Here is a 26,788-nt window from a genome sequence, read left to right as displayed (position 1 = left end):
TTTCCGGTCGGCTTCCGGCCTCAGCCGTCCGCCTTCCGCGTGAGGTCGTAGAACGTCGTCGAGCCCACCGTCACCTTCTCGAAGGTGCCCTGCACCCACGAGCTGATCCGGGAGGCGGTGCCGCTGTCGCCGCCGCCCATGCCGCCGCCCGCGATGAAGTAGTGGATCCTGCCGTCCGCGACATACTTCTGGAACTCGGCGAGCGTCGGGGAGGGGTCGGTGCCGTTGAAGCCGCCGATCGCCATCACCGGGTCGCCCGTGGCGAGCTGGTAACCGGCCGCGTTCTGCGAGCCGATGGAGGCCGCCACCCAGGTGTACGACCCGGCGTCCTGCTCCAGCAGCCTCCTGGCCTCGGCCGACACGCTCGCGCCGTTCAGCAGGCCGCCGATGCCGCCCGTGCGTCCCTCGCCGGTCCCGCCGCCGGGAAGACCGTTGCCGTCCGGCAGGTTCTGCCCGTTCCCGTTGCCGTTCCGCTGGCCCTGGCCCGGCATGCCGCCGGGGAAGCCGCCGCCCGGGAAGCCGTTGCCCTGCCCGCCGGTCCCGCCCGGCCGACCCTGCCGGTTCTGCTGCCCGGGCCGCCCCTGACCGGGCGCGCCGTCGCCGAAGCCGCCGCCGGGCGCGCCGCCCGGGCCGCCGCCCCGGCCGCCCATCACGCTCGCGCCCGCCGGGCCCGCCGTGACGATCGAACCCGTGTGGCCCTGCCGGACGGTGCTGAGGGTGTACGCGGCCGGTCCGGCCAGCGCGGCCACGAGGCCCACGGCCGCCGTCGCGAGGGCGAGGCGACCGAGGAGCCGGCCGGCGAAGACCAGGCCGAGCGCCGCGGCCAGCCCGCCGACCAGCACCAGCCACCTCAGCCAGGGCAGATAGTCGGGCGTGCGGTGCAGCAGGACGTAACCCCAGGCCGCCGCCGCGACGAGGGACGCGGCGAGCGCGACGCCCGCCCACCCCTCGCGCCGCCGCTCCCACAGCAGCCCGGCGCCCATGCCGGTGACGGCCGCGAGGTAGGGGGCGAGGGCCACCGTGTAGTACTGGTGGAAGATGCCCGCCATGTAGCTGAACACCACCATGGTCGTCAGCAGCGAGCCGCCCCAGACCAGGAACGAGGCACGGGTGACCGAGGCCCTGCGGGCCCCGCGCGTGGCGACCAGGCCGGCCGCGAGGAGGATCAGCGCGGCGGGCAGCAGCCAGGAGATCTGGCCGCCGGTCTCCGAGTCGAACATCCGGTTCCAGCCGGTCTCGCCCCACATGCCGCCGCCACCCGGCCCGCCACCGCCGCCGACGCTGCCGGTCTCCTCGCCGTTCAGGCGGCCGAGACCGTTGTAGCCGAAGGTCAGCTCCAGGAAGCTGTCGTGCTGCGAGCCGCCGATGTACGGGCGGGAGGAGGCCGGCCACAGCTCGACCACCGCGACCCACCAGCCGCCCGAGACGACCAGCGCGAGCGTCGCCGCGGCCAGCTGCGCGAAGCGCTTCCGCACGGCCACCGGCGCGCACACCGCGTAGACGACCGCCAGCGCCGGCAGGATCAGGAACGCCTGGAGCGTCTTGGCGAGGAACGCGAACCCGATCGCGGCCCCGGCCCACACCAGCCACTTCGTACGGCCGTCCTCCAGGGCCCGGACGACGAGGTAGCAGGCCACCGACATCAGCAGGGCCAGCAGCGCGTCCGGGTTGTTGAACCGGAACATCAGCGCCGCGACCGGGGTGAGCGCGAGCACCACGCCCGCGACCAGGCCGGCCACCGGGCTGAACCGGCGGCGCACGGCCGCGTACACGACGGCGACGGTCGCCACGCCCATCAGCACCTCGGGCGCCAGGATCGCCCAGGAGTTCAGGCCGAACAGGCGCACGGACAGCGCCATCGGCCACAGCGCGGCCGGCGGCTTGTCGACGGTGATGGCGTTGCCCGCGTCCAGCGACCCGAAGAAGAACGCCTTCCAGGACCTGCTGCCCGCCTGGACGGCCGCCGAGTAGAAGGAGTTGGCGTAGCCGGAGGCGCCGAGGCCGTACAGGTAGAGCAGGAGGGTGGCGGCCAGCAGGACCAGCAGCGCGGGGCGCGCCCAGCGGGGGTCCTCGGGCCGGCCGCGCCACAGCCGGCCCGGGAACGGCCGTCCGGGCCCGGCGGCCGGCCCGGCCACGGCCGGCCCGCCGGGCGCGGTCGTCGGCGGATCGTAGTGGGTGGTCATCGGGCGTCCCCCGGTTCGGTGTCGTGCGGGCGCACCGGCCGCGGCCGCGGGAGGGCGTCCGCTGTCTCGCCGGCGTGGAGGTGGGCGGCGGCCCGGTACGGCCGGCCGTACGGGGGCGGGGCGGGCACGGCGGTCACCGCGGCCCGGCCGGTCTCCGTACGGTCCGGGAAGACCCAGGCGCGGAAGAGCAGGAACCGCAGCACGGTCGCCGCGAGGTTGGCGGCGATGAGCACCGCCAGTTCGGTGGAGTGCGCCGGGCTGTCGCCGGCCACGTCCAGGGCGGCGAGCGAGCCGCTGGTCAGGGCCAGGCCGATGCCGAAGACGACCAGGCCCTGTGCCTGGTGCCGGACCGCCCCGCCCCGCCCGCGCACCCCGAAGGTCAGCCGGCGGTTGGCGGCCGTGTTCGCCACGGCGGAGACGAGCAGCGCGAGCGCGTTGGCGGTCTGCGGGCCGGCCATCTGCCGGAAGGCGCTGTACAGCAGCAGGTAGAAGAGGGTGGACAGGCCGCCGACCACGCAGAAGCCGACGAGCTGGCGGGCCAGCCCGTGCGGCACGTCCGTCAGTTCGCGGTCGCGCGGGTCGTCGCCGAAGGGCCGGGCCAGCCGGTCCAGCGGCAGTGACCCGGTGGCCAGCGCCCTGCCGACGCGCCACACGCCCTTGAGGTCGTCGGTGGCCGTCTTGACGATGTGCACGGTGGAGTCGGGGTCGTCGACCCAGTCGACCGGCACCTCGTGGATCCTGAGGCCCGCCCGCTCGGCGAGCACCAGCAGCTCGGTGTCGAAGAACCAGCCGGTGTCCTCCACCAGCGGCAGCAGCACCTGGGCCACCTCCCGGCGGATCGCCTTGAAGCCGCACTGCGCGTCCGAGAAGCGGGCCTGGAGCGAACCGCGCAGGATCAGGTTGTAGGCCCGGCTGACGAACTCCCGCTTGGGGCCGCGTACGACCCGGGAGGCGCGGGCCAGCCGGGAGCCGATCGCCAGGTCGGAGTGGCCCGAGATCAGCGGCGCCACCAGCGGCAGCAGGGCGTTGAGGTCGGTGGACAGGTCGACGTCCATGTAGGCGAGGACCGGGGCGTCGGAGGCCGACCACACGGTCCGCAGCGCCCGCCCCCGCCCCTTCAGCTCCAGCCGTACGGTCTCCGCCTCGGGGAACTCGGCCGCCAGCCGCGCCGCCACCAGCGGGGTGGAGTCGGTGGAGGCGTTGTCCGCGACGGTGATGCGGAACGCGTACGGGAAGGTGCGCGTGAGGTGCGCGTGCAGCCGGCGGACGCACGGCTCGAGGTCCTTCTCCTCGTTGTAGACGGGGATCACTACGTCCAGGACAGGCGTACCGGCGTCTGTGGCCGGGAGGTGCTCCCGCGCCGGCAGGGTGCCGGGAGAAGAGTCGGTTCGCATGGCACCGACTCTTCTCAGGCCCCCTGTCGCGCCCGTGTGGTGGCGCTGTGCTGCGGCTGTGAGTGCGGTGACCGGCCGGTTCCCGGCACCGGTCCGGCGGCGTCCGAAAGGGCGGGGGCGGGCAGCCGCAGGGTGAACACGGTGCGGCCGGGCCCGCTGTCCACGGTCACGGTGCCCCCGTGCGCGGCGGTCACGGCCTGCACGATGGCGAGCCCGAGGCCGGTGGAGCCGGTGGCGCGGGTGCGCGCGGAGTCGCCCCGCGCGAAGCGCTCGAAGACGTGCGGCAGCAGCCCGGCCGGGATGCCCGGCCCGTCGTCCTCCACGTCCACGAACGCCCACGGCCCGTGCCGGCGCACCCGCGCGGTGACGGTCGTACCGGGCGGGGTGTGCTTGCGGGCGTTGCCCAGCAGGTTGACCAGCACCTGCTGGATCCGGGCCGGGTCCGCGGAGACCGGGACCGGCGCGTCGGGCAGGTCCAGCCGCCAGGTGTGGTCCATGCCCGCCGCGCGGGAGTCGCTGACCGTGTCGACGACCAGCGGGACCAGATCGGTGGGCTCGAAGCAGAGCGGCCGGCCGGCGTCGAGCCGGGCGAGCAGCAGCAGGTCCTCCACGAGCAGGGTCATCCGCCCGGCCTCGGACTCGATCCGGCCGAGGGCGTGCCGGGTGTCGGGCCCGATCTCCTCGCGGCCGCGCCGGGTGAGTTCGGCGTACCCGCGGATGGAGGCGAGCGGGGTGCGCAGCTCGTGGCTGGCGTCGGCCACGAACTGCCGTACCCGCGTCTCGCTGCGCTGCCGGGCGTGCAGGGCGCCGTGCACGTGGTCGAGCATCCGGTTGAGCGCGGCACCGACCCGGCCCACCTCGGTGTGCGGGTCGCACTCCGCCTCCGGGACCCGCTCGCTGAGGATCACCTCGCCGGTGTGCAGCGGCAGTTCGGAGACCCGGGAAGCGGTGGCGGCGACCTTGCGCAGGGGGCGGGTGGCGACGCCGACGAGGACGTAGCCGGCGATGGCGGCGGCGACGAGGCCGGCGGCGGTGACGCTGATCTCGACCAGGACGAGCGTGTTGATGTTGTCGTCGGTGTCCTTGGTGGGGAGCCCGACGTAGAAGGCGTCGCTCCCGTCCTGGCTCGCCCTGTACTTCACGAGGTACCCGCCGAGGCCGGGGAGCCGCACGGCGTGCGCGGCGCCGTCCCGCGGCACGGTGCGCAGCGCCGTCTTCTGCGCGGCGGTCAGGCCGTCGGCCCGCGACCGCTTGAAGAAGCCGTTGTCGTCGTTCTGCTGCCGGGCGACGGCGGCGCCGGTGACCGAGGAGCCGCGCACATAGGCGGCGACGGCCCCGAACGGGGTGGGCCCCTTCGTCAGCAGGTCCTCCACCTTCGTGCCCGGGGTGGAGGCGTCCGGCATCCGGGGCGGCCCCGGTCCGGCGCCGCCGGGCTCCAGGTGCCCGACCCCGCGCATGGCGATCTCGGTGACCTTGCCGTCCAGCTGCTCGTACAGGTGCGAGCGCAGCGCCAGCGTGGTGACCGTGCCGATGACCGCGCACACCACCGCGATCAGCGTCACGGACGCCACGACGAGCCGCGTGCGCAGGGTGCGCGGCTGTCCCCGCCGCGGTCGCGGCCGGCGCCGCCCGCTCACGACGCGGCGGGCTTGATCAGGTAACCGGCCCCCCGCCGGGTGTGGATCATCGGCTCGCGGCCGGCGTCGATCTTCCGCCGCAGGTACGAGATGTACAGCTCGACGACGTTGGCCTGGCCGCCGAAGTCGTACGACCACACGCGGTCCAGGATCTGCGCCTTGCTGAGCACCCGCCGGGGGTTGCGCATGAGGAAGCGCAGCAGCTCGAACTCGGTGGCGGTGAGGTGGATCGACTCACCGCCCCGCGAGACCTCGTGGCTGTCCTCGTCCAGGGTCAGGTCGCCCACGACGAGCACGGAGTCGGAGCGCCGGTCGGCGGCTCCCGACCGGCGGATCAGCCCGCGCAGCCGGGCGACGACCTCCTCCAGGCTGAAGGGCTTGGTGACGTAGTCGTCGCCGCCCGCGGTGAGCCCGGCGATCCGGTCCTCCACCGCGTCCTTGGCGGTGAGGAAGAGCACGGGCACGTCCGGCAGTTCGCGCCGCAGCCGGCCGAGCACGGACAGGCCGTCCATGTCCGGGAGCATCATGTCGAGCACGACGGCGTCGGGCCGGAACTCGCGGGCCGCCTGGATCGCCCCCTGGCCGTCGCCCGCGCTCCTGATCTGCCAGCCCTCGTAGCGAAGGGCCATGCTCAGCAGTTCGGTGATCGACAGCTCGTCGTCCACCACCAGCACGCGGACGGGGCTCCCGTCCGGCCTCAGCAGTTCGGTGCGCCCCTGGGGCGAGGTCGTGGTCATGGCGGACACCCTGGCGGGGGGCTCTGAGAAGACGCTTTCCAGAGTCTGTGATTTCTCTGAGAAACGCCCGAGGACCGTGCCGGGGCCGGATGCCGGCGGTGCCTCGCCGCTCAGAACAGCCCGTCCGGCTCCCTGCCGAACTCCCGGACGGGGAAGGCGCACCCATCCGCCGCCGGTGCGGCCGGCACCAGCTCCCACCCCGTCAACAACCGGCTGTCCAGGACGACGGCTCCACGCCCGCCGACGGCCAGCTGGAGATCGGGCCCGGCGACCGCGACCAGCTCGCCGCGCACGGCCCCGCCCGGCACCAGCTCCGTGACCTCACCGAACGCCTCCGGGGCGCCGGCGAGCCCGAAGACGCCGAGGTGATCGACGACCCGGCAGGGCTCGGGCCGCAGCGTCTGGGGCCACCCGGGAAGCGCGAGGGCCCGCGCGTGCAGCTCCCGGACCTCGGCGGCGCGCTCCGCCTCCGACCGCGGCAGCGCGGCCCGCACCGCCCGCTTCTCGGAGTACGGCACCCGGTCCGGCACGCGCAGCGCGGCCCGCAGGACTTCCTCGGTGCGCCGCGCGGCCATCAGCGGACCCGTGCCGAGCCAGCTGAAACAGACGGCACCCTGTTCCAGCAGCCGGGCCGGTCCCCGCTCCACGGCGGTGATGCCGGCCTTCACCCTTCCGGGCCCGAACCAGGCCAGGTACACCCGGTACGGCCGGGGGTCGTCCGCGATCGTGTCGGCGGCCACCGAGTGCGCCCGCTCCAGCCGCGCGCACTCCTCGCACCGGCCGCCCGTGCTCCGCCCCGGCACGAGGGCCCGCACCGGACAGCCGTTCCCCCGCGCTCCGGCACACGCCCGCACGGCCCCCTCCGGCACGGCGAAGGCGATCCGCTTCCCCCGGGCCAGCGCGCTGCGCCGCCCACCGCCCCACACCAGTACCGGCCCGTCCACCGACCAGCGGAGCCCCGCGCATTTCCAGACCTGTGCCATCACCGGCGAGGGTAAACGCCGGGTCTGACACCATGCTTTCCTTACCGGCTAAGCGATACGAAACCGGCTAAGCGAACGAACCGAAACTCCCACCCCCGAGGACTCCCGAAGATGCACGGCACGCCGATCGAGCCCGCCACTCCGGCCCAAGCGCTGTCGGCGATGGACCACCTCATCGCCGCCCACCTCATCGGACAGCAGGAGCTGGCCCGGCGGCTGGGCCTGACCGTCACCGACCTGGCCTGCTTCACCTTCGTCCTGGAGGCGGGCGACGCCCTGCTCACGGCGGGCGACCTCGCGGCCCGCGCGCACGTCACCACGGGCGCGGTGACCGGCATCCTCAACCGCCTGGAACGCGCCGGCTACGTCACCCGCCGCCCGGACCCCACGGACCGCCGCCGGATCCGCGTGGCGGCCGTCCCGGAGGCGATCACCCGCGTACGAACGGTGTACGCGGGCCACACCCAGCGCCTGACGGCCCTCCTCGCGGACTACTCCCCGGAGCAACTGGCCCTCGTCACCGACTGCTTCACCCGCACCACGGCCCTGGCCCACGAATACCTGGAAAAACTCAACCGCAACGCCCCGGACGAGGACTGCTGACACCGCGGCTGTCCGATGCCACGGGCCGACGCCGGCCCATGCGGTCGCTGTACTCCGCTGCTGTACGCCCCCGAAACGCAAGAGGCCCCGGATTTCTCCGGGGCCTCTCACCTGTGTGCACTCGGCAGGATTCGAACCTGCAACCTTCTGATCCGTAGTCAGATGCTCTATCCGTTAAGCTACGAGTGCTTGTTTTTTTGTTTTGCCCCCGGTCCCGGTCCTTTCGGCCCGCTCGCGGCGACAGGAAGAACATTACATGACTGCCGCCGTCATGTGAAATCCGGTCCCCACACCCCTTGTGACCTGCGGAAACGTCCGGCGGACGCCGATCGGGCAGAGGTAACGACGAAGCCCCGGTCCTGAGGACCGGGGCTTCGGTGGGAGCGGAGGCGGAGGGATTTGAACCCTCGATGGGCTTTAAGGCCCAAACCGCATTAGCAGTGCGGCGCCATAGACCGGACTAGGCGACGCCTCCAGCACAACCGCCCACGCGAGCGCGCGAGTGGTGCGTGCAGATGATGACACAGGCAGGTGCCCTGTCACCAATCGCCCCCCACGGTACTAGGCAGTCGGGCCGCAGGGCAAAGGGCTTCCCGGTGACGCGGCGCAACGTCTCGGCCGGTGGGGCGTTGGACAGGGCATGAGTTCCGTCCTGCCGGTCACCGGGCGCCGCCGCCTCCTCGCGGCCCTCGCCACCGCCGCCTGCCTCGTCCCGCTCCTCGCCGTCCCCGCCGCCGCGTCCGGCGCCATGCCGCCGCCCGTCCGGCCCGAGGACGGGGGTGATCACCTCACCGTCGTGGTCCGGCACGCCGGCCCCGGGCGGGACGGGACGTACCGGATCCGCTGCCACCCGGAGTCCGGCCGGCACCCGGACGTCGCCGGCGCCTGCCGGGCGGTCGACTCGCAGACGCGGTGGGGCCGGGACCCCTTCGCCCCCGTGGCCCCCGGCACCCTCTGCACCCAGCTCCACGGCGGTCCGGCCACCGCCCGGATCACCGGCACCTGGGCCGGACGCCCGGTGAACGCTTCGTACGACCGCGGCGACGGGTGCCGGATCGCCCGCTGGGACCGCCTGGTGCCCCTCCTGCCGAGGATCGGCGACCCCGCCCGGAGCGGCCAGCCGGGCGACGGACGGCACGGGTGACCTGCGGGCCCGCCGGGCGCACCGGTTCCGTGAAGGACCCGGGGAGGTGTCGCGGAGCAGGGGCATCGGTCACGCGTTCGCCGTCACTTCCTGGTGGTACCTCCCCGTCGTCCGGCGCCGCGAGGACGACCCGTGCCCTTAGACTCCCTCGCGTGACACGTCGCGGGCCCCTTGGCAAGATGGCCCGAACGGTCGGCAAGGTGCGGTAACAGGGAGGAAGGCGTCTCGTGAGCAGCAGGCCATCCCGAGGCGCTGCTCGCCTCGCAGCCATACTCGACGCGCTGCCGGACGCGTTGGTCCTGGTCAACGCCAACGGAACCGTCGTCAACGCCAACACCATCGCGCTGGAGGCCTTCGAGACGCCCGGCACGGCTCTCGTGGGCCGCGGGCTGCTCGATCTGCTGCCGCAGTTCGACTCGCGGCTCATCCCCGGCTCGATGCGGCGGCCCAGCCACATGGACCCCCGGGGGCGGACCAAGCCCACCCGGATGGTCGCGCGGCGGACCGACGGGACGGAGTTCCCGGTCGAGGTCACCAGCGCGAACCTGGAGAACGGGCAGCAGGCGTACGACGGTTACGGCTACACCGGCGACGAGCTGTTGATGATCGTGGTCCGGGACCTGTCCGGGACCGTCGACACCGAGGCGGAGCTGGCCCGCTCGCAGCGGCAGACCGAGATGATCCTGCGGGCGGCCTCGGAAGGTGTCGTGGGCACCGACACCGACGGGCGGATCGTGCTGGTCAACCCGGCCGCCGCCCAGATTCTGGGGTACCGGGCCGGTGAGCTGGGCGGTAAGGAGCTGCACACCCTCGTGCTGCACTCGCGCGCCGACGGCTCCCCCTTCCCGTACGAGGAGTCGCCGCTGGCCGACACCCTGCGCTCCGGGCGCAAGCACCGGGTGCGCGGCCAGGTGCTGTGGTCCAAGGGCGACCGGCAGGTCCCGGTCGACCTGACCACCGCGCCGGTACGGGACGGGGACCAGCTCGTCGGCGCCGTGATGACCTTCACCGACCGGCGGCCGTACGACGCCGTGGTGGAGGAGAAGGCCGCGCTGGAGAAGGCGCACGCCGAGGAGCTGGAGCGGCTCTCCGAGGAACACGCCTCCGACCTGACCGCGCTGCGCCAGCAGCACGTGACCGAGGTCGAGGAGCTGCGCGAGAAGCACGCCACCGAGGTCGAGGGACTGGTCGAGAAGCACGCGGAGGAGCTGGCGGCCGACGAGGACCGGTACGCGGCGCTCGCCGAGCGGGAGAAGGACCGCTACGAGGCCCTCTCCGGGCGGCACGAGCAGTTGCTGACCCTGCTGGGCCGGTCGCTGCGCGGTCCGCTGGACGAGTTGCGGCGCGAGCTGTCCGCGCTGGCGGCCGACGACGCCGGCCAGCTGTGGCCCGAGGCCAACCAGGTGCTGCACCACCTGTCCGCCGGGTACTCCCGGATCACCACCCTGATCGACAACGTCCTCGGCTACCAGCGGCTGGACGCGGGCAGCGAGGACATCACCCGTACGAAGGTGATGCTGGACGCCGTCGTCGCCGCCGGTGTGGACGGGGCCGTGGAGCTGATCGGGCCGGGGCGGGTGCAGTTCGCCGTGCACGCGCCGCCCATCGAGGCCGAGGTCGACCCGCGGCGGCTCGCCGTCGCCCTCGCGCATCTCGTGGCGGATGTCGCCGGGGTCGACGCCACCGGCAACACGCCCGTGTCGGCGGGCGGCTACCTGGACAACACCGTCGTGGTCGCCGCCGCCCAGCGCGGCGAGGTCGCGCGGATCGAGGTGCGCGGGCCGTACGCCGGGGGAGACCCGGTGCACGAGCCGATCGTGCGCGGGATCGTGCGTGCCCACGGCGGCGTGCTCCAGACGCACGAGGTGCCGGGCATGAGCGGCAGCGCGTACGTCCTGGAGGTGCCGCTCGGCGGCGGGGCGGGCGCGGTCGCCGCGCAGGTCCCGGACCCGGCCGTCGCCCCGGCCGGCGGGCCGATGCCGGAGATCGTCGCGCGTGTCCCGCTCCCGGACGCCGCTGCCGGGGCCCCGCTCCCGGCGGTCGGCGCCGGTGCGCCGATGCCGGGCGCCGGCATCGCGCTGCCGGAGGCCGGCGAGGTCGCCGGGGACGAGACCGGCGCGGGCGAGCAGGGCGGCGGGGGCGGCCGGCGGCGGGCCCGGCGGTCCTCCACGGACGCCTTCCTGGAGAGCGACCTGGCCGGTGCCGGGGACACCGGTGAGTTCGAGGCGCCGGCCCCGACCGGCCGGCGCCGGCGGCGGGCCGTCGCGTCCGCCGGGCAGGGCGCCGCGGTCCCGGCCGAGGACGCGGAGAACGCGTCCGGCGGGACCGGGCGGCGCCGGGCGCGGGCGGCCGAGGGCGCCGACGCCGGTACGGGCGAGGGCAAGGGCGTGACCGAGGGCGCCGTCGTGACCTCGGCCGAGCAGAGCGCGGGCGCCGCCGCCTCGGGTACGGGACTGGGCGGCACCGTGCCGCCGCAGGGCGTGCCCGTGGGCACGGGCCTGCGGCCCGGTCACGAGCCGGACGCACCGCAGGCCGCGTTGCCGCCCGCCCTTCCCGCGGCGGGGTCCGACGGCGGATCCGCGCCGGGTGCCCGGACCGTTCCGGCACAGGGCGGGCCGTCGGCCGCGGACCAGGCCGGCCAGGCGGACGACGCCGAGTCGGCGCAGCCGTCCGGGCGGCGCCGGCGGGCGCTGGCCGCCGCGGCGGAGCGTGCCGCGGCGCAGGAGGCGAGCGGCCCGCGCACGGTGTTCGCCCTGCCGCCGGCCGAGGCCGACCGGACTCCGGGGACCCCTGGGTCCCTCGGGACGGATCAGGCCCACGGGACCGACGGGGCCGCCGCGATTCCGGCCCCGGTGAGCGGCCCGCCGGCAGGTGGCCCCGCCGTGGCGGGGCCGGGCGCGGGTACGGCCGTACCCGTGGCCCCGGGCGCCGGTGCGAGCGCCGGCGCGCCCGTGGCCCCGAACACCGGTGTGCCCGTGCCCCCCGACGCCGCCGTCCCCGTTCCGCCGGGCCCCGCTGCCCCGGTGCCGCCGAACGCCGGTGCGCCCGTTCCGCCGGCCGCCGGTGCGCCCGTCGCTCCGGGCGCCGGGTCCGCCGGGGCCGGCCGGCCGCGCGTGCCCGGTGCCGGGCCGCTGCCCGGCCAGGTGCAGGTGCCCGCGCAGATGCCGATGTCCGCCGCGGGGCTGCCGGGTGCCGAGGGGCGGCACGACGCCGTACCGCTCGACCAGTCCGAGGACCACACCCCGCCGCAGCCGCACCCCACCAGCGCGCCGACCGGCCGTCGGCGCCGGGCCGTGGCCCGGCCCGCGGAGGCCGCCCAGGCGATGGCGCCGGGGGCCGCCGTACCCGGCCAGGCGGCGTCGCGGGCCGTTCCGGTGCCGGACGCTCCCGGCCGGGCGCCGCAGGGCAGCGCCGCCGCACCGCCGGCTTCGGGCCAAGGGGCCCAGGCGGCCCAGGCACCCGGCGTTCCGGCGCAGGGCACGGCCGCGCACGGACCGGCCCCACAGGGCACGATCGGACAGGGCATCCCCGTCCAGGGCGGCCCCGTCGCCCCCGGTGCCACGGTGCCCGGTGCCCCCGTACCCGACCGGGGGCCGGCCGATCGGCCCGCTCCTCCCGCGCCCGCGGCCCCGCCTTCGGCCGCTGCGGCCCAGGGCACGCCCGCCCACGGCATGCCCGCGCAGGGCACGCCCGCCCGGGCGCCGCACTCCCCGGCCGCGCAGCCGGGCACCCCGGCCGCCGTGCAACCGGGCACTCCCCCCGCCGGTACTCCGGTGACGGGCCCGGGTCCGCTGCCGTTGCCCGCCGAGGCCGCGACCGGAGCCCCGCCGCAGTGGCCGGGCGCCGGTGACACCGCGGGCGCGGGAACCCCGCTGCCGGCTCCCGGCGCACCCGCACCCGCACCCGCACCCGCCACACCGGCCCAGGGCACTCCCCTGCCCACCGGACCCGCCGGGACCGCCGTACCCGTCGCGCCCCCGCTCCCCGGTCAGCCGCCGCGTGCCGCGCAGCCGTTGCCCGCCGAAGCCGTGGGCGGCGGACCGGTCGACCCGGACTCCACGCAGGGCCGGGCGATCTCCGTGCGGACGCTCGGGCAGGGCGTGCCGTTCGCCCGGCAGGCCGCGCAGGCGCAGCAGCCGACGGCGACCCCGCCGCCGCACGCGCCCGGCGGTTCCGGCCGCAGGCGCAAGCTCGGCACGCCCCCGGACCCGGCCGCCCGCCAGGAGCCCGGACCGGACCAGGGCGCCCGGCCGCACCCGGCGTCCGAGGCGCTGTCCGCGCACCCGGCCCCCGGCGGCCGTCCGCCGGCACCGCAGCCCGCGCCGGCCGGTCAGCCGCCCATGCCGGGACGGCCGGCCCCGGGCACCGAGGGGGCCGGGCGGTCGTACGCCATCGGCGCCCCGGAGCCCGACGCGGCCGAGGGACCGGAGCCGCTGGACGGTCCCGGCGGGGCCGTGGAGGTGGCGGACACCCCGCGCCCGCAGCCGATGGACGACGAGCTGCCCCCGGAGCCGCTGGACAACCCGCGCCGGCTGCTGGTGTGGCCCGCGCCGGACGTGACGACCCAGCAGGCGCTCAGCGACCGCGGCTACCGGCCGGTGATCGTGCACTCGCGCGAGGAGGTCGACGCCCAGATCGCGGCCTTCCCCGCCGCGCTGTTCGTGGACCCGCTGACCGGGCCCATCACCCGTACGGCGCTGCAGTCGCTGCGCCAGGCCGCCGTGGCGGCCGAGGTTCCGGTGCTGGTCACGGCCGGACTCGGCCAGGCGTCGCGCGAGGCGGCGTACGGCGCCGATCCCGCCGTCCTGCTGAAGGCGCTGGCCCCCCGGGACAGCGAGCAGCATCCGCCGCGGGTGCTGCTCGTCGAGGAGCACGCGGAGATCGCGCTGGCACTGACCTCGACGCTGGAGCGGCGGGGCATGCAGGTGGCGCGGGCCGCGAGCGACAACGACGCGGTGACGCTGGCGGGACAGTTCCGGCCGAACCTGGTGGTGATGGACCTGATGCAGGTGCACCGCCGGCGGGCCGGGATCGTGGACTGGCTGCGCGCGAACGGGCAGCTCAACCGCACGCCGCTGGTCGTCTACACCGCCGCCGTCGACCAGGCCGACCTGCCCCGGCTGGCGTCGGGCGAGACGGTGCTCTTCCTCGCCGAGCGGTCCACCAGTACCGAGGTGCAGAGCCGGATCGTCGACCTGCTGGCCCGGATCGGCACCAACTGACGGCTAGCGCGCCACCAGCCTGCGGGCCGCCTCCTTGATGGAGGCCCGCAGGCGGTCGCGGTCTCCGTCCCCGGCGCCCGCGAGGATGCGCCGCATCTGCGGGACCACGGAGACCCAGTTCGTCAGCGAGATCAGCAGGATGAGCAGGTCGCCGGCCGGGATGGCGTCCGTGATGACGCCCCGGTCCTGGCCGTCCCGGATCGCGGCGACCTTGCGGGCGTAGTGGTCCTGGCGGGCCGCCTCGTCGGGCAGGTCCGCGCTGCCGTACTCGATGCCCTCCCAGAAGAGCAGGCGCAGCAGTTCGGGGTGGGCGGCGTGGTAGTCGAGGAGGCGGTCCACCCAGCCGTCGATGTCGTCGGGGTCGACGGGCACGGACGACGCCAGGTCGACCATGCACCGGCCGAGGACCTGGGTGAACAGCTCGGCCTTGTTGCCGAAGTAGGCGTAGATCAGTTGCTTGTTGGCCTTCGCCGCGGCGGCGATGCGGTCGATGCGGGCGCCCGCGATGCCGTGCCGGGAGAACTCGGCGACCGCCGCCTCGAAGATCCGGGCCTTGGTGGCCTCGGGGTCCCTCACTGTTGCCATGGGGACAGGGTAGGCGCCCGGAAAGCGGTAACCAACTATTTGGTTGACGGGAATGCGAGGGGCGGGGCACGCTGTTGGAGCCTTGCAACCAACCAGTTGGTTGTGTGAGTCGGCTCTAAGGAGAACGTCCGCTCATGCCGTCAGCCACCACCACCCAGCAGACACCGCCCGTCCGGGTCCCCGCCCGCGAGCGGTCGGCCTCCGGCACCCTCTTCCTCCTGCTCATCGCCGTCTGCACCGCCGTCACGGCCGCCAACATCTACCTCGCGGCCCCGCTGCTCCCGCTGATCGCCCGCGACTTCGGCACCACCGCCTCCGCCGTGGCCTGGATCGCCTCGGTGGCCCAGCTCGGCTACGCGGCCGGGCTGCTCTTCTTCGCGCCGCTCGGCGACCGCGTCAACCGCCGCTCGCTCGTCGCCTGGCTCTCCGTCGCCACCGCCGTCGCACTGGTCGGCGCGGCCGCCGCGCCGGGCACCGCGGCCCTCGCCGTCGCCGTCTTCGTCGCCGCCGCGGCGACGGTCGTGCCCCAGCTGCTGGTCCCGCTGGTGGCCGCCCGCGCCCCGGCCGACCGGCGCGCCCGGCATGTCGCCGCCGTCATCGCCGGGCTGTTCACCGGCATCGTCGCGGCCCGTGTGCTCGGCGGTCTCGCCGGGCAGGGCCTCGGCTGGCGCTGGGTGTTCGGCGGGTCCGCCGTTCTCACCCTCGCGCTGGGACTGGCCACCGCCCTGGCCCTGCCGGCCGAGCGGCGGGCGCGGCAGGGCGGGCTGTTCTCCGGCATAGCCGAGCTGCCGGGGCTGCTGGGCCGCTCGGCCGAGCTGCGGCGGGCGTGCATCCGGCAGGCAGGGATGTTCGGCGCCTGGAGCGCCCTGTGGACCTCGCTGGCCCTGCTGCTGACCGGGCCGGCCTACGACCTGTCCACCGCGACCGCCGGGCTCTTCGGCCTGTTCGGGCTGACCGCCAGCGTGGTGGCGCCCCTGGCAGGCGGCCTGGTGGACCGGTTCGGCGCGGGGCGGGTCGTCGGCTCCGCGTTCGCGCTGGCCGCCGTCGCCGTACCGCTGTTCTGGCTCGGCGGGCACGCGCTGCCGGCGCTGTTCGCCGCCGCGATCGCGATCCACGCGGCCCTGGTCGCCTCCCACGTGGCCAACCAGACCCTGGCCCTGACCACGACGACCACCCCGGCGACCGCCAACACGGCCTACGTCGTCTCGGGCTTCGCCGGCGGCGCCCTCGCCTCGGCCGCCGCGGGCCCCGCCTTCGGGCACTGGGGCTGGACCGGGGTGTGCGCGGTGGCGGGCGTGTGGCTGGCGCTGGGCTGGGCGGCGACGCTGCGCACCGGCCGCCGGTGACGTCCACGGCCGGGACCGGGGCCGGGACCGGGACCCGCCGGAGGCGCGGGTTCCGGCCCCGGTCCACGTCACGGCCGACGGGGCCGCAGACCGCCAGGGGCGCGGGGCCCGCCCCGGCCCGCGACACGGCCGCCGAGCCCACAGCCCGCCAAAGGCACGGAACCCGCCCCGCTCCGCGTCACGGCCGAAGGGTCAGCAGACCGCCAGGGGGCGCGGGGCCCGTCGCCCAGCCCGCGACACGGCCGCCGAACCTCCAGCCCGCCACGAGCACGGAACCCGCCCCGCTCCGCGACACAGCCGACGGCTCCACAACCCGCCACGAGCACGAGGCCCGCCCCAGCCCGCGACACGGCCGACGAGCCCCCAGCCCGCCAAAGGCACGGAACCCGCCCCGCTCCGCGTCACGGCCGACGGGGCCGTGGCGGCGTCACAGGTGGGTGATCTCCAGTTCCCCTTCCGCGTACTGCCGTCGCAGCACCTTCTTGTCGAACTTGCCCACGCTCGTCTTCGGCACCACCGGCACGGTGGTCCAGCGCTCGGGCAGCTGCCACCGGGCGATCCGGCCCTCCTCCGCGAGGAAGGTGCGCAGGGAACGGAAGTCGGCGGTGGCGCCGGGCCGCAGGACGACGGTGGCCAGCGGGCGCTCGCCCCACTTCTCGTCGGGTACGGCGACCACGGCGGCCTCGGCGACGTCCGGGTGGGACATCAGGGCGTTCTCCAGCTCCACCGAGGAGATCCACTCGCCGCCGGACTTGATGACGTCCTTGGCGCGGTCGGTGAGGGTGAGGTAGCCGTCGGGGGAGATGGTGCCGACGTCGCCCGTCTTCAGCCAGCCGTCCGCGCTGAACTTGTCGCCGGGGCGCAGCGGGTCGGCGTCGGGGCCGTTGTAGTAGGCGCCCGCGATCCAGGGCCCGCGCACCTCCAGCTCGCCGGCCGACTCGCCGTCCCAGGGCAGGCGGGTGCCGCCGGGACCGGTGAGGCGGGCCTCGACGCCGGCCGGGAAGCGGCCCTGGGTGACGCGGTAGCGGAACTCCTCGTCGGTGCCGGCCACATGGGCCGGCGGACGGGCCACCGTGCCCAGCGGGGAGGTCTCCGTCATGCCCCAGGCGTGGCAGACCCGCATGCCCAGCTCGTCGAAGGCCGTCATCAGGGACGGCGGACAGGCGGCGCCGCCGATGGTGACCTGGCCGAGGGAGGAGACGTCCCGCGGGCGCGCGGTGAGTTCGCCGAGCAGGCCCTGCCAGATGGTCGGGACGGCCGCCGCGTGGGTGGGCCGCTCCGATTCGATCATCTCGGCGAGCGGGGCCGGCTGGAGGAAGCGGTCCGGCATCAGCATGTTGACGCCGGTCATGAAGGTGGCGTGCGGCAGCCCCCACGCGTTGACGTGGAACTGCGGGACGACCACCAGGGAGGTGTCCTGGTCGGTCAGGCCCATCGACTGGGCCATGTTGACCTGCATGGAGTGCAGGTAGACCGAACGGTGGCTGTAGACCACGCCCTTGGGGTCGCCGGTCGTGCCGGAGGTGTAACACATGGCGGCGGCCTGGCGTTCGTCCAGCTCGGGCCAGTCGTAGTGGCCGGGCCGGCCGGCGATCAGCTCCTCGTACTCGTGCACCCGGGCGGCGGCTCCCGCGAGCGGGGCACGGTCGCCGGGGCCGGAGACGACGACGTGCTCGACCGTCGGCAGTTGCGGCAGCAGCGGTGCGAGCAGTGGGATCAGCGAGCCGTTGACGAGGACGACCTTGTCGGCCGCGTGGTTGACGATCCACACCAGCTGCTCGGCGGGCAGCCGCAGGTTGAGCGTGTGCAGCACCGCGCCCATGGACGGCACGGCGAAGTACGCCTCGACGTGCTCGGCGTTGTTCCACATGAGCGTGGCCACCCGGTCGTCGCCCGTGACGCCCAGCTCGTCGCGCAGGGCGTGCGCCAGCCCGGCGGCGCGGGCCCCGATCTCCGCGAAGGTGCGCCGGTGCGGCTCGGGCCCCCCGGTCCAGGTGGTCACCCGCGACGCTCCGTGGACCGTGGACCCGTGGGTCAGGATCCTGGAGATCAGCAGCGGTACGTCCTGCATGGTGCTCAGCACGGAGTCCTCCCGGGCGACATTGCCTACGCGGTGGTAGAGGTTGCGCTGATTCTGCGCACATACCACGCGGTATGTCACTAGGGGGCGGGTCACGCTCCGGTCACCGTGGGCCGGGCGACCTAGCGGGCCGGCGCCAGTTCGGGGTCCTCGCGCAGCTTGCCCAGCGCCCGTGAGACCGCCGACTTCACCGTGCCGACCGACACCCCGAGCACCTCGGCGGTCTGGGCCTCGCTCAGGTCCTCGTAGTACCGCAGGACGACCATCGCCCGCTGGCGGGCCGGCAGCCGCAGGACGGCCCGCCACATCGCGTCGCGCAGCGCCTGCCGCTCGGCCGGGTCGTCGCCGCACGGGAGGGGCTCGGGCTCGGGCAGCTCGTCACAGGTGAACTCGTCGACCCGGCGCTTGCGCCACTGGGAGGTCCGGGTGTTCAGCAGCGCCCGGCGCACATAGCCGTCCAGCGCGCGCTGGTCCTCGATCCGCTCCCAGGCCACGTAGGTCTTGGCCAGGGCCGTCTGCAGCAGGTCCTCGGCGTCGTTCGGGTTCGCCGTCAGCGAGCGCGCGGTGCGCAGCAGGACCGGCTGGCGGGCCCGCACGTACGCCGCGAACGTCGGGTAGAGGGCAGCCTGCCGCCCGGGTGCGGCGGCCGAGGCGCTGATGCAGACGGGTGTGGTCATGGCCTCCACGCTAGGAGCGGCTGCCCCCACCGGGTATCGGCCGCAGGTCCTGAAGGCGAGTCCCCCTCAGGTTGTAGGGGTGGGGCTGGCTCCACCTCCTGAAGGTGGAGCACGGGCGCGTCCCGTCTGCGGGTACGACCCTGAGGACTCGCCCGCCCGCCGTCGGGACCAGTCCCGATGCCGGCACCCGGCAACCGGCCGTCACCAGGGTCCACGAGGCCCCGGGCACCCGATCCGGCGGCGACGGCGACGGCCCGGGCACCCGACACCCACCCTTCCCTTTTTCGAACGTACGTACGACCATGAAGCCATGGCCACCTCCGACCGGCAGGCCACGACCCTGGCCCTCGCGCACGCCCTGTCCGCCGCCGAGCGCGGCCTGGCCGTCATCCCCCTGTCCCGGACGAAGCTCCCGGCCCTGCGCTCCCCCCACCGCGACGAACCGGCACCGCAGGGACCGCCCTGCCACGGCGCCTGCGGCCGCTTCGGCCACGGCGTGTACGACGCCTCCACCGACCCCGGGCGCATCCGCGCCCTGTTCGCCGCCGCCCCCTGGGCCACCGGCTACGGCATCGCCTGCGGACTCCCGCCGTACCACCTGATCGGCGTCGACCTGGACACCAAGCCGGGCACGGACTCCTCGGCCACCCTGCGCGAACTGGCCCTGCGCCACCTGTTCACGATCCCGGAGACGGTCGTCGTGCTCACCCCGAGCGGGGGCCGCCACCTGTGGCTGACCGGACCGCCGGACACCGTCGTCCCCAACTCGGCCGGCCGGCTCGCCCCCGGCATCGACATCCGGGGCGCCGGCGGCTATCTCGTGGGCCCCGGCTCACGCACCGACCACGGCGTCTACGCCCCCGCGCCCGGCACCGCCCACCTGCCCCCGGCCCCCTGCCCGCCGGCCCTGCTCCGGCTCCTCGTCCCCCCGCCCCGGCCGCGCCACCCGGCGCCGCCCGCCCCGGGCGACCACGGCCAGGGCCTGGTGCACTTCGTCCTCTCCGCGCATGAGGGCCAGCGCAACACCCGCCTCTTCTGGGCGGCCTGCCGCGCCTACGAGAGCGGCATCGGCCCCGCCCTCGCGGACGCCCTGACCGAGGCGGCCCGGACGACCGGCCTGCCGGAACACGAGGCCCGCGCGACGATCGCGTCGGCGGCCCGGATGACCACACGGCGGGACCACTGAGCCGGGGCCGCGGGCCGCCGGGCGGGGGCCGCGGACCGCTGGGCGGGGGCCGCGGACCGCTGGGCGGGCGCGGCGGCGCGAAGCCTCTTACGATCCGAACGTGACGGACATACCGGATGAACTGATCAGGCTGGAACGCACCGCCGAAGAGGAACGCGCGCGCCTGGCGGGCCTCACCGGCGAGGCGTACGACGAGCAGCAGCGCCGCTTCCGCAGCGCCTCGGACGCCGTGCACGAGGCGATCACCACGCGCGCCGAGGCGACGGGCACCGACCCGCACGAGGTCGAACAGGCGGTACGCCGCGCGGTTCGACAGGCCCAGGAGGACCCGGCCGTGGAATAGCACCCACCCGGACGGACGCCGGGCGGCGGCCGCGGAAGGCCCGCGTGACGGCCGCCGCGGGGTTCCGGCCCGCCTCCGGAGCACGGCACCGGCCACGGCGCGACAGGCCCCCACGCAGAAGGGGTGCCCCCTCGAGGAGCACCCCTTCTGACCCTGCGCGTCTAGGAACCGCGCGGAGGCGGTGGGATTTGAACCCACGGTGACATCGCTGCCACGACGGTTTTCAAGACCGTTCCCTTCGGCCGCTCGGGCACGCCTCCCCGCGCCGACGGAGATCGACGGCGCGGGTACAGATTACCGGCCCCCGGGCCGCGGCGGGCGGGCCCCGTCAGCTGTCGCCCTGCCGGGTGCCCAGCGTCAGGTCCACCGTGTGCTCCTGGCCGCCCCGCTTGTAGGTGATCGTCACCTTGTCGCCCGGCTTGTGGGTCCAGATCTCGCCGATCAGGGTGGGGCCGCTGTCGATCACGTGGTCGTCGAGCTTGGTGATGACGTCCCCGGGCTTGAGGCCGGCCTTGTCCGCCGGACCGCCCGACTCGACCGCGGCGGCACCGCTCGTGCCCTGATCGGTGATCTTCGCGCCGTCGGAGGACTCCTCCAGGGAGACCGAGGCGCCGATCTTGGCGTACACCGGCTTGCCGGTCTTGATCAGCTGCTGGGCGACGTACTTCGCCTGGTTGATCGGGATCGCGAAGCCCAGGCCGATGGAGCCGGACTGCCCGGAGCCGAAGCCGCCGCTGCCGGTGGACTGGATCGCGGAGTTGATGCCGATGACCGCGCCGGAGGCGTCCAGCAGCGGGCCGCCGGAGTTGCCCGGGTTGATGGACGCGTCGGTCTGCAGGGCGCTCATGTAGGACGCCTTGCTGGTGGAGCTGCCGTCGCTGGAGGCCACCGGGCGGTTCTTGGCGCTGATGATGCCGGTCGTCACCGTGTTCGACAGGCCGAAGGGGGCGCCGATGGCGATCGTCTCGTCGCCGACGGCCACCTTGTCGGAATCGCCGAGGGCGAGCGGCTTGAGGTCGGAGGGGGCGTTCTTGAGCTTGATGACCGCCACGTCGTAGCCCTGGGCGTGCCCGACGATCTCGGCGTCGTACTTCTTCCCGCTCGGGAAGGTGGCCGTCAGCCGGCCGCCGTCCACCGCCTCCGCGACCACGTGGTTGTTGGTGACGATGTGCCCCTGGGTGTCGAAGACGAACCCGGTGCCCGTGCCGCCCTCGCCGTCGCTGCTCTCCGCCTGGATGGTCACCGTGCTGGGCAGCGCCCTGGAGGCCACGTTGGCGATCGTCCCCGGCGCGCGCTTGACCTGCGTGGCGCCGTCGGAGGCGGAGATGGTGGTGGAGCCGTGGTCGTCGCGGTCCTTGGCCAGGGTGTAGCCGAGGCCGCCGCCGAGGCCGCCCGCGACCAGCGCGGCCACCAGGACCGCCGCCACCAGGCCGCCGCGACCGCGCGGCCTGGGCGCGGGCTGCTGCCAGGAGGCGCCCCAGCCGGCGCCCGGACCGCCCGCGTCGCCGCCGTAGGAGGGCCCGCCGCCGTGAGACGGGCCGCCGTAGGCACCCGGGTCGCCGTAGGACGGGGTGGCCGGGGGCGGGGGCGGCCAGGAGCCGTCGGGTGCCGGGCCGGTGGGGGCCGTCCCGTGGGCCGCCGGGGCCTGGCCGGGCGCGGGGGCCGCGGGCGGGGCCGCCGGGTCCTTGGGGGGCACGGGCGGAAGCGGTGCCGTCGGGGCGCTCCCCCCGGGCGCGGGGCCCTGCGGGGAAGCGTCGGGAGAGGCCACCGGCACGGGAGGTGCGGACGGCGCCGGGGGTACCGCGTTGCCCTCGTTCTCGGTGCTCACAGCTCTTCTCCTCGGTCCACGCCTGTTGTCGTCGGTCGCACTGGTCTTGCGTCAGCTTTTCCCACGGGCCGTCAGAGCACCATAAGCGGTGACTGTGCGTCCGGCGGTCCTCTTTATATAGGATTTTTAGTGGCCTTCTCCGCAAACGTTATATAAGCGATCAGGAGGCCCCGCCCGCGCGCCGGGAAGTCGCGCCCGCCCCGCCACGGCTACCCGGTGACGGTGGCACCATGACGCGGTGACCCACGCACCCCAGCGCTCCATCCAGGTCGTCGCCCACCGGGGCGCCTCCGAAGACGCCCCCGAGCACACCCTCGCCGCCTACCGCAAGGCGATCGAGGACGGCGCCGACGCCCTGGAGTGCGACGTACGGCTGACCGCGGACGGCCATCTGGTCTGCGTCCACGACCGGCGGGTGAACCGTACCTCCAACGGCCGCGGCGCGGTCTCCGCGCTGGAACTGGCCGACCTGGCCGCGCTCGACTTCGGCTCCTGGAAGACGCGCGAGGCCTGGCACGGACGGGACGAGGAGCCCGACTGGGAGCACCGCCCGGAGGACCGCGAGGAGACCTCCGTCCTCACCCTGGAGAGGCTGCTGGAACTCGTCGCGGACGCCGGGCGGCGGGTGGAGCTGGCCATCGAGACCAAGCACCCCACGCGCTGGGCGGGCCAGGTCGAGGAGCGGCTGCTGGCCCTGCTGAACCGTTTCGGCCTGGCCGCGCCGGCCTCCGCCGCCGAGTCGCCGGTCCGGATCATGAGCTTCTCGGCCCGTTCGCTGCACCGCGTGCGCACCGCGGCACCGACCCTGCCGACGGTCTACCTGATGCAGTTCGTCTCGCCCCGGCTGCGCGACGGCCGGCTCCCCGCGGGCGTGCGCATCGCCGGGCCCTCGCTGCGCATCGTGCGCAACCACCCCTCCTATGTGGAGCGCCTGCGGCAGTCCGGCCACCGGGTCCACGTGTGGACCGTGAACGAGCCCGAGGACGTCGACCTCTGTGTCGAGCTGGGCGTCGACGCCATCATCACCAACCGCCCGCGCGCGGTGCTGAGCCGTCTCGGCCGCTGAGCGGCCCCGCGGCCGCCCCTGCCGGTCACGGGCGGGAAGACCCCGTCACGGGGAGTGCACCGGCGCGTTCGCCGCGGGTCCGCGTGTGTCGAGTGCGTCACCGGAAGAGGACTGGCCGGTTTCCGGCGCAGACCAAGAGGGCATCCACACCGTGGCGTGGGGCGAAGGAGGTCTCGGGGGTGGCGTTGGTGGTGGCACAGGAAGTGCCCACGTCGTCGAGCATGGCCGTACCCCATGGCCCTGCGGGCGTGGGGAAGGCACGGCACCGGATGCGGACGCAGTTGCGCAGCGGGGGCGTGGCGGAGTCGGTCATCGACGACGCCGTACTGATCCTTTCGGAACTGCTGAGCAATGCCTGCCGGCACGGGCGGCCCCTGGGGGACGCGCCGGCCGGGGACGGCGACGTACGCGCCGCCTGGCGGGTCGACGCGCGCGGGCGGCTGCTCGTGGAGGTCACGGACGGCGGCGGCCCGACCCGCCCGGCGCCGGCGACACCGTCGGTGACCGCGCACGGCGGGCGCGGGCTGAACATCATCACGGCCCTCGCCGACGACTGGGGCGTCCGCGACGACGTCGAGGGCGAGGTGACGGTCTGGGTGCTGGTCCACGGGGACGTCCACGACCCCGATGCCGGCGGCCCCCACGACCCGTTCGCTACGCGCGTCACCCGGCCCGCGGCCCGGGAGACACCGCTCACCGGCCTGGCGCTGCCGGCCGTCGCGGCGGCCTCGGAGGCGGCGCTGACGGGCGCGGTGGCCGGCGAGGTGCCGCTGCCCCGCTTGCCGGCGGCGGACGACGGCCTGCCGGACCTGCCGCTGGCAGGCATATCGGATACGGCGCTCACGGGCATCACCGGCACCGACGTGCCCCTGTCCGGTCTGACCGCCCCGGGGCTGGCGCTCCCGGACCTGTCCGGCCTGGACTTCACGGACGCCTTCGAGGACCTGGACTGACCCGGGACGGCCGGCGGCAGGCGCGCCGGTACGGTGCCCGCGCGCGGCGCCGGACACCGGCGGGCGGGACCCCGCGCGCGCCCAGCAGCCGTCGAGCGCCCGGGCGTTGTCCACAGGTTCCCGTCGGCCACGGCCCGAACGGCTAGGCTCCCGACGTACGAGAAGAGCCGTAACCGGGAGACACCCACCATGGCCAAGAAGCGCCCCCAGACGAAGGCCAAGCCGCAGCCGATCGACGGGGAGATCCCGGTTGTCGGCGCCCGCGAGCCCTGCCCCTGCGGCAGCGGCCGGCGCTACAAGGCCTGCCACGGCCGGGCCGCCGCGCACGCCGTGACCGAGCTGGTGCAGCGCCCGTTCGAGGGACTGCCCGGCGAGTGCGACTGGGTCGCGCTGCGCGAGCTGGTCCCGGCCGCGACCGCGGAACTGACCCTGCGCGACGGCCTGCCCGAGGGCGTCCCGTCGGTCACGCTGGCCACGGTCCTGCCGATGGCCTGGCCCGCACTGCGCCGCGACGACGGCTCGGTCCTGCTGGGCCTGCAGAACGACACGGCGTCCGGCGACATCAGCCGCGACCTCGCCGACACCCTGCTGCGCGCCCTGGAGGCCGAGCCGGGCACCCCGGTGCAGGGCCGCCGCGCCCCCGCCGAGGGCCCGCGGCTCCAGGAACTGCTGGACCCGGAGGGCGCCTTCCAGCCGGTCGTGCACAGCGGCTTCGAGTTCTGGGTGCCGGACGCGGAGAACGCGAGCCCGGAGGTGGCCGCGTCCCTGGAGCGGGCCAACGCGGCCGCGATCCCGACCGTGCGGCTGACCGGCGTGCCGGCCGCCTACTGGTGCGAGACCCCGGAGAAGAACCACCTGCGCTGGGTCATGCCGCACCCGGAGGAGCAGCTTCTGGACGCTCTCGCGCGGCTGCACGCGGCGGGCCGCTCCGGCCTCGGCGAGGGCACCCGGCTCGTGGGCTCCTTCCGTGCTCACGGCCTCACCGTGCCGGTCTGGGACCTGCCGAGCGGCATCTCGGCCAAGGACGTGGAACAGCCGGCCGCCGAGTTCGCCGAGCGTCTCGCCGCCGCCCTCGCGGCCACGGAACCGCTCACTGGGGAGGAGCGCCGGGCCCGCGGCGGACTGACCAACCGGCAGGTCACGCTCAGCTGACGCGCCGCATCCGCCCCGCCCGGCCGACCGGCCGGGCGGGGCGGGCCGACGGGCCGGACGAAGAGTGACTCGCGTCACAACTCGGCCCTTCTCCAGGAAAATCGGTGTCCGAATCGGCAAGACCGAATTTGCGAACCGCCGATCTCTTGTTACCGTTCCTGTAGCCCGGTTGCTGGTGCATCCCCCGTCGCCAGCAACCGGGCCTTTCCATGCCCTTTTCCAGGACCGCCCCGCGCCCGTGGCCGTGCCCGCACCGGTGCGGGGAGCGCGGCGGCGCGTCAACGGGAAGCGAAGCCTCAGGAGTTGCTGCCCGAGCGGAGCAGCAGGGCCCCGTCCGTGCCGTGCGCGGCGAACTCGGTGACGGCCGTGTAGGCGCCCGGGCCGCCCCGGACGGGCTCGCGCGGCGTGTCGCAGGTGGCGGGCTCGTCGTCGGTCCCGGTGACGCAGTGCGTCCGGACGGCCCGGCCACCCGGTCCCATCAGGCTCAGCAGCGCATCCAGCGGTCCGCCGGTGGCGTTGCGGTAGTAGGTGCGCGCCCAGGTGTCCCCGCCCCGGGTGAGCACGCAGGTCTGGGCCTCGATGCCGTCCGGCGAGGTGAGGGCCGGGCCGCAGCGGGCGGTGGTGGCGAGCGCGACGCCGAGCGGGGAGGGGGAACGGTGCGCGCCGGCCTCGGCGTCGGCCGGTACGGGCGTCCGGCCGGTCCCGGCGTCGGCCCGGGCGGCGGTCGGCACGGCGGTCCGGCCGGCCTCGCCCGCCTGTCCCGCGGAGGCCACGGTCAGCGGCAGCGCGGCCACGGCCGCCACGACGGTCCCGAGGGCGAGCAGACGCGGCCCGCGCGGGCCCGGCCCGCCGTGGCGCGGCCGGGCGGCCCGGCGGCCGCCGGAAAGACGCAGCATGTCCGGACGATAACGACGGGGCGGGCCCCGCCCGCCCCGGCCGCGCCCGACACCCCTACAACTCCGGTGCGCTCACACCCGTACGAGTGAGGGCGTCGACCACGGCGTCCACCACGGCCTCCACATCGGGCACCCAGGGCGCGGCGGAGCCGGGCAGCGGGGCGCGCTCCCAGCGCACGGCGCCCTGGCCGGTCTCGGACGGGGGCAGGGCGATGTAGCCGCCCGTGCCGTGGAAACGCAGGGAGCCGGGGACGAAGTCCTTGGCGTAGAGCAGTTCGCCGAGCTGCTCCATGGAGTACGGCTTCACCAGCAGCGACCAGCGGGTGGGCGAGGCGACCACCGGGCCGAGCCGCATGCCGCGCCGGTCGAGCAGGGCGAGGGCGCGGGAGGCGGCGAGGGCCGGCAGGCTGACCGCGCACGGCGCCCGGTCCCCGGTGGCCAGGATGATCGGGGCCTCCGGCCGGTTGGCCCACCACCAGCGGACCATGCGCGCGTCGGTGGTGGCCGCGAGCAGCCCCGGGTCGAAGGGGTGCGCACCGGGCACCGTGCACTCCGGGTCGGGGCAGGCGCAGCGGGCCCGTCCTTGCGGGTCCGGCGCCACACCGGGGAGTACCGGCCACTGCCACTCGGTCGCGAAGGTCAGGGCCGCGCCGATCAGCTCGGGCCGCCCGCCGTTCCGCCTGGACAGAAGCCTGCGTCGCCTTTTGAGGATCTCGCGCATGAGCGCTCGTTCCTTTCCGTTGCACCGCTGGCAACACCGTGGACTCATCACA

19 protein-coding genes, 3 tRNA genes and 1 pseudogene are annotated in these 26,788 nt (G+C 75.3%); 9 read left to right on the top strand and 14 right to left on the bottom strand.

The features are described 5' to 3' along the window. Positions 1 to 20: 20 nt before the first annotated feature. The 5 genes from ACZ63H_RS05720 to ACZ63H_RS05700 all read right to left on the bottom strand — a co-directional run bounded on the left by ACZ63H_RS05720 (position 21) and on the right by ACZ63H_RS05700 (position 6,934). Positions 21 to 2,183, bottom strand: a complete 2,163-nt coding sequence (locus tag ACZ63H_RS05720) for a glycosyltransferase family 39 protein (protein WP_469862467.1) — start codon at positions 2,181 to 2,183, stop codon at positions 21 to 23. Then, positions 2,180 to 3,577, bottom strand: coding sequence for a bifunctional glycosyltransferase family 2/GtrA family protein (locus ACZ63H_RS05715; protein WP_469862465.1), 1,398 nt, complete (start codon positions 3,575 to 3,577; stop codon positions 2,180 to 2,182). The genes ACZ63H_RS05720 and ACZ63H_RS05715 overlap by 4 nt, the downstream gene beginning before the upstream one ends. A gap of 14 nt (positions 3,578 to 3,591) precedes the next feature. Continuing rightward, positions 3,592 to 5,214 (bottom strand): ATP-binding protein, encoded by a 1,623-nt coding sequence (locus tag ACZ63H_RS05710; protein WP_469862463.1) that lies wholly within the window; start codon positions 5,212 to 5,214, stop codon positions 3,592 to 3,594. Further along, positions 5,211 to 5,951, bottom strand: coding sequence for a response regulator transcription factor (locus ACZ63H_RS05705; protein WP_358689112.1), 741 nt, complete (start codon positions 5,949 to 5,951; stop codon positions 5,211 to 5,213). The genes ACZ63H_RS05710 and ACZ63H_RS05705 overlap by 4 nt, the downstream gene beginning before the upstream one ends. Before the next feature lie 110 nt (positions 5,952 to 6,061). After that, positions 6,062 to 6,934, bottom strand: a complete 873-nt coding sequence (locus ACZ63H_RS05700) for a DUF2797 domain-containing protein (RefSeq protein WP_469862461.1) — start codon at positions 6,932 to 6,934, stop codon at positions 6,062 to 6,064. A 111-nt stretch (positions 6,935 to 7,045) separates the two neighbouring features. Here ACZ63H_RS05700 and ACZ63H_RS05695 point away from each other — a divergent pair, with 111 nt between their 5' ends. Then, a complete protein-coding gene (locus ACZ63H_RS05695) occupies positions 7,046 to 7,537 on the top strand; it encodes a MarR family winged helix-turn-helix transcriptional regulator (protein WP_469862459.1) in 492 nt (163 codons plus the stop codon). Between the two features lie 116 nt (positions 7,538 to 7,653). On the opposite strand, the gene ACZ63H_RS05690 is transcribed toward ACZ63H_RS05695, so the two are convergent. Beyond that, positions 7,654 to 7,726 (bottom strand) — tRNA-Arg (locus tag ACZ63H_RS05690). Positions 7,727 to 7,921: 195 nt separating this feature from the next. Beyond that, positions 7,922 to 8,012, bottom strand: a tRNA-Ser gene (locus tag ACZ63H_RS05685). A 165-nt stretch (positions 8,013 to 8,177) separates the two neighbouring features. On the opposite strand from ACZ63H_RS05685, the gene ACZ63H_RS05680 reads away from it, so the two are divergent. Next, the gene (locus ACZ63H_RS05680) at positions 8,178 to 8,681 is read left to right on the top strand and encodes an SSI family serine proteinase inhibitor (protein ID WP_469862457.1); all 504 of its coding nucleotides are present in this window, start codon (positions 8,178 to 8,180) and stop codon (positions 8,679 to 8,681) included. Between the two features lie 227 nt (positions 8,682 to 8,908). Next, positions 8,909 to 13,903 (top strand): hybrid sensor histidine kinase/response regulator, encoded by a 4,995-nt coding sequence (locus tag ACZ63H_RS05675; RefSeq protein ID WP_469862455.1) that lies wholly within the window; start codon positions 8,909 to 8,911, stop codon positions 13,901 to 13,903. Positions 13,904 to 13,906: 3 nt separating this feature from the next. On the opposite strand, the gene ACZ63H_RS05670 is transcribed toward ACZ63H_RS05675, so the two are convergent. After that, on the bottom strand, positions 13,907 to 14,488 hold the full coding sequence (locus ACZ63H_RS05670; protein WP_469862453.1) for a TetR family transcriptional regulator: 582 nt from the start codon (positions 14,486 to 14,488) through the stop codon (positions 13,907 to 13,909). A 134-nt stretch (positions 14,489 to 14,622) separates the two neighbouring features. Here ACZ63H_RS05670 and ACZ63H_RS05665 point away from each other — a divergent pair, with 134 nt between their 5' ends. After that, positions 14,623 to 15,834 (top strand): MFS transporter, encoded by a 1,212-nt coding sequence (locus ACZ63H_RS05665; RefSeq protein WP_469862451.1) that lies wholly within the window; start codon positions 14,623 to 14,625, stop codon positions 15,832 to 15,834. Between the two features lie 427 nt (positions 15,835 to 16,261). On the opposite strand, the gene ACZ63H_RS05660 is transcribed toward ACZ63H_RS05665, so the two are convergent. Together ACZ63H_RS05660 and ACZ63H_RS05655 are read right to left on the bottom strand one after the other, a co-directional pair. After that, entirely contained in the window at positions 16,262 to 17,917 is a 1,656-nt protein-coding gene (locus tag ACZ63H_RS05660) for a long-chain fatty acid--CoA ligase (protein ID WP_469862449.1), read from the bottom strand. Positions 17,918 to 18,036: 119 nt separating this feature from the next. Further along, positions 18,037 to 18,591, bottom strand: coding sequence for a SigE family RNA polymerase sigma factor (locus ACZ63H_RS05655; RefSeq protein WP_469862447.1), 555 nt, complete (start codon positions 18,589 to 18,591; stop codon positions 18,037 to 18,039). Positions 18,592 to 18,901: 310 nt separating this feature from the next. Here ACZ63H_RS05655 and ACZ63H_RS05650 point away from each other — a divergent pair, with 310 nt between their 5' ends. After that, positions 18,902 to 19,777, top strand: coding sequence for a bifunctional DNA primase/polymerase (locus ACZ63H_RS05650; protein WP_469862445.1), 876 nt, complete (start codon positions 18,902 to 18,904; stop codon positions 19,775 to 19,777). A gap of 100 nt (positions 19,778 to 19,877) precedes the next feature. Further along, positions 19,878 to 20,120: a hypothetical protein gene (locus ACZ63H_RS05645; RefSeq protein ID WP_469862443.1), complete on the top strand. Its 243-nt coding sequence runs from the start codon at positions 19,878 to 19,880 to the stop codon at positions 20,118 to 20,120. 173 nt (positions 20,121 to 20,293) lie between these two features. Here the strand turns inward: ACZ63H_RS05645 and ACZ63H_RS05640 are convergent. Both ACZ63H_RS05640 and ACZ63H_RS05635 read right to left on the bottom strand, forming a co-directional pair. Then, a tRNA-Ser gene (locus ACZ63H_RS05640) sits at positions 20,294 to 20,380 on the bottom strand. Positions 20,381 to 20,448: 68 nt separating this feature from the next. Beyond that, positions 20,449 to 21,948, bottom strand: coding sequence for a S1C family serine protease (locus tag ACZ63H_RS05635; protein WP_469862441.1), 1,500 nt, complete (start codon positions 21,946 to 21,948; stop codon positions 20,449 to 20,451). 238 nt (positions 21,949 to 22,186) lie between these two features. Here ACZ63H_RS05635 and ACZ63H_RS05630 point away from each other — a divergent pair, with 238 nt between their 5' ends. From ACZ63H_RS05630 to ACZ63H_RS05620, 3 genes and pseudogenes are all read left to right on the top strand, one after another. Further along, positions 22,187 to 23,014 carry a glycerophosphodiester phosphodiesterase gene (locus tag ACZ63H_RS05630; RefSeq protein WP_469862439.1) on the top strand — a complete coding sequence of 276 codons (828 nt, stop codon included), beginning with the start codon at positions 22,187 to 22,189 and terminating at the stop codon, positions 23,012 to 23,014. 92 nt (positions 23,015 to 23,106) lie between these two features. Further along, a pseudogene (locus tag ACZ63H_RS05625) lies at positions 23,107 to 23,706 on the top strand (ATP-binding protein); the annotation flags it as partial. Positions 23,707 to 24,156: 450 nt separating this feature from the next. Then, positions 24,157 to 25,119: a DUF5926 family protein gene (locus ACZ63H_RS05620; protein ID WP_469862437.1), complete on the top strand. Its 963-nt coding sequence runs from the start codon at positions 24,157 to 24,159 to the stop codon at positions 25,117 to 25,119. Positions 25,120 to 25,415: 296 nt separating this feature from the next. Here ACZ63H_RS05620 and ACZ63H_RS05615 read toward each other — a convergent pair whose 3' ends face one another. Both ACZ63H_RS05615 and ACZ63H_RS05610 read right to left on the bottom strand, forming a co-directional pair. After that, on the bottom strand, positions 25,416 to 26,015 hold the full coding sequence (locus tag ACZ63H_RS05615; RefSeq protein WP_469862435.1) for a hypothetical protein: 600 nt from the start codon (positions 26,013 to 26,015) through the stop codon (positions 25,416 to 25,418). A gap of 55 nt (positions 26,016 to 26,070) precedes the next feature. After that, complete coding sequence (locus ACZ63H_RS05610; protein WP_467940520.1) at positions 26,071 to 26,736, bottom strand: bifunctional DNA primase/polymerase; 666 nt, start codon at positions 26,734 to 26,736, stop codon at positions 26,071 to 26,073. Positions 26,737 to 26,788 lie beyond the last annotated feature (52 nt).

Source organism: Streptomyces sp. NPDC104831 (assembly GCF_055583025.1).
The sequence above is the reverse complement of the archived record's forward strand: the minus strand, read 5'-3'. Positions and strand labels throughout refer to the sequence as shown.

Excerpts from the sequence above, each read along its gene's own strand:
- ACZ63H_RS05620 (WP_469862437.1), top strand. The coding sequence starts at position 24,157 with ATGGCCAAGAAGCGCCCCCAGACGAAGGCCAAGCCGCAGCCGATCGAC.
- ACZ63H_RS05670 (WP_469862453.1), bottom strand. The coding sequence starts at position 14,488 with ATGGCAACAGTGAGGGACCCCGAGGCCACCAAGGCCCGGATCTTCGAG.
- ACZ63H_RS05680 (WP_469862457.1), top strand. The coding sequence starts at position 8,178 with ATGAGTTCCGTCCTGCCGGTCACCGGGCGCCGCCGCCTCCTCGCGGCC.
- ACZ63H_RS05705 (WP_358689112.1), bottom strand. The coding sequence starts at position 5,951 with ATGACCACGACCTCGCCCCAGGGGCGCACCGAACTGCTGAGGCCGGAC.
- ACZ63H_RS05665 (WP_469862451.1), top strand. The coding sequence starts at position 14,623 with ATGCCGTCAGCCACCACCACCCAGCAGACACCGCCCGTCCGGGTCCCC.
- ACZ63H_RS05720 (WP_469862467.1), bottom strand. The coding sequence starts at position 2,183 with ATGACCACCCACTACGATCCGCCGACGACCGCGCCCGGCGGGCCGGCC.
- ACZ63H_RS05610 (WP_467940520.1), bottom strand. The coding sequence starts at position 26,736 with ATGCGCGAGATCCTCAAAAGGCGACGCAGGCTTCTGTCCAGGCGGAAC.
- ACZ63H_RS05700 (WP_469862461.1), bottom strand. The coding sequence starts at position 6,934 with ATGGCACAGGTCTGGAAATGCGCGGGGCTCCGCTGGTCGGTGGACGGG.
- ACZ63H_RS05715 (WP_469862465.1), bottom strand. The coding sequence starts at position 3,577 with ATGCGAACCGACTCTTCTCCCGGCACCCTGCCGGCGCGGGAGCACCTC.
- ACZ63H_RS05650 (WP_469862445.1), top strand. The coding sequence starts at position 18,902 with ATGGCCACCTCCGACCGGCAGGCCACGACCCTGGCCCTCGCGCACGCC.
- ACZ63H_RS05615 (WP_469862435.1), bottom strand. The coding sequence starts at position 26,015 with ATGCTGCGTCTTTCCGGCGGCCGCCGGGCCGCCCGGCCGCGCCACGGC.
- ACZ63H_RS05655 (WP_469862447.1), bottom strand. The coding sequence starts at position 18,591 with ATGACCACACCCGTCTGCATCAGCGCCTCGGCCGCCGCACCCGGGCGG.
- ACZ63H_RS05695 (WP_469862459.1), top strand. The coding sequence starts at position 7,046 with ATGCACGGCACGCCGATCGAGCCCGCCACTCCGGCCCAAGCGCTGTCG.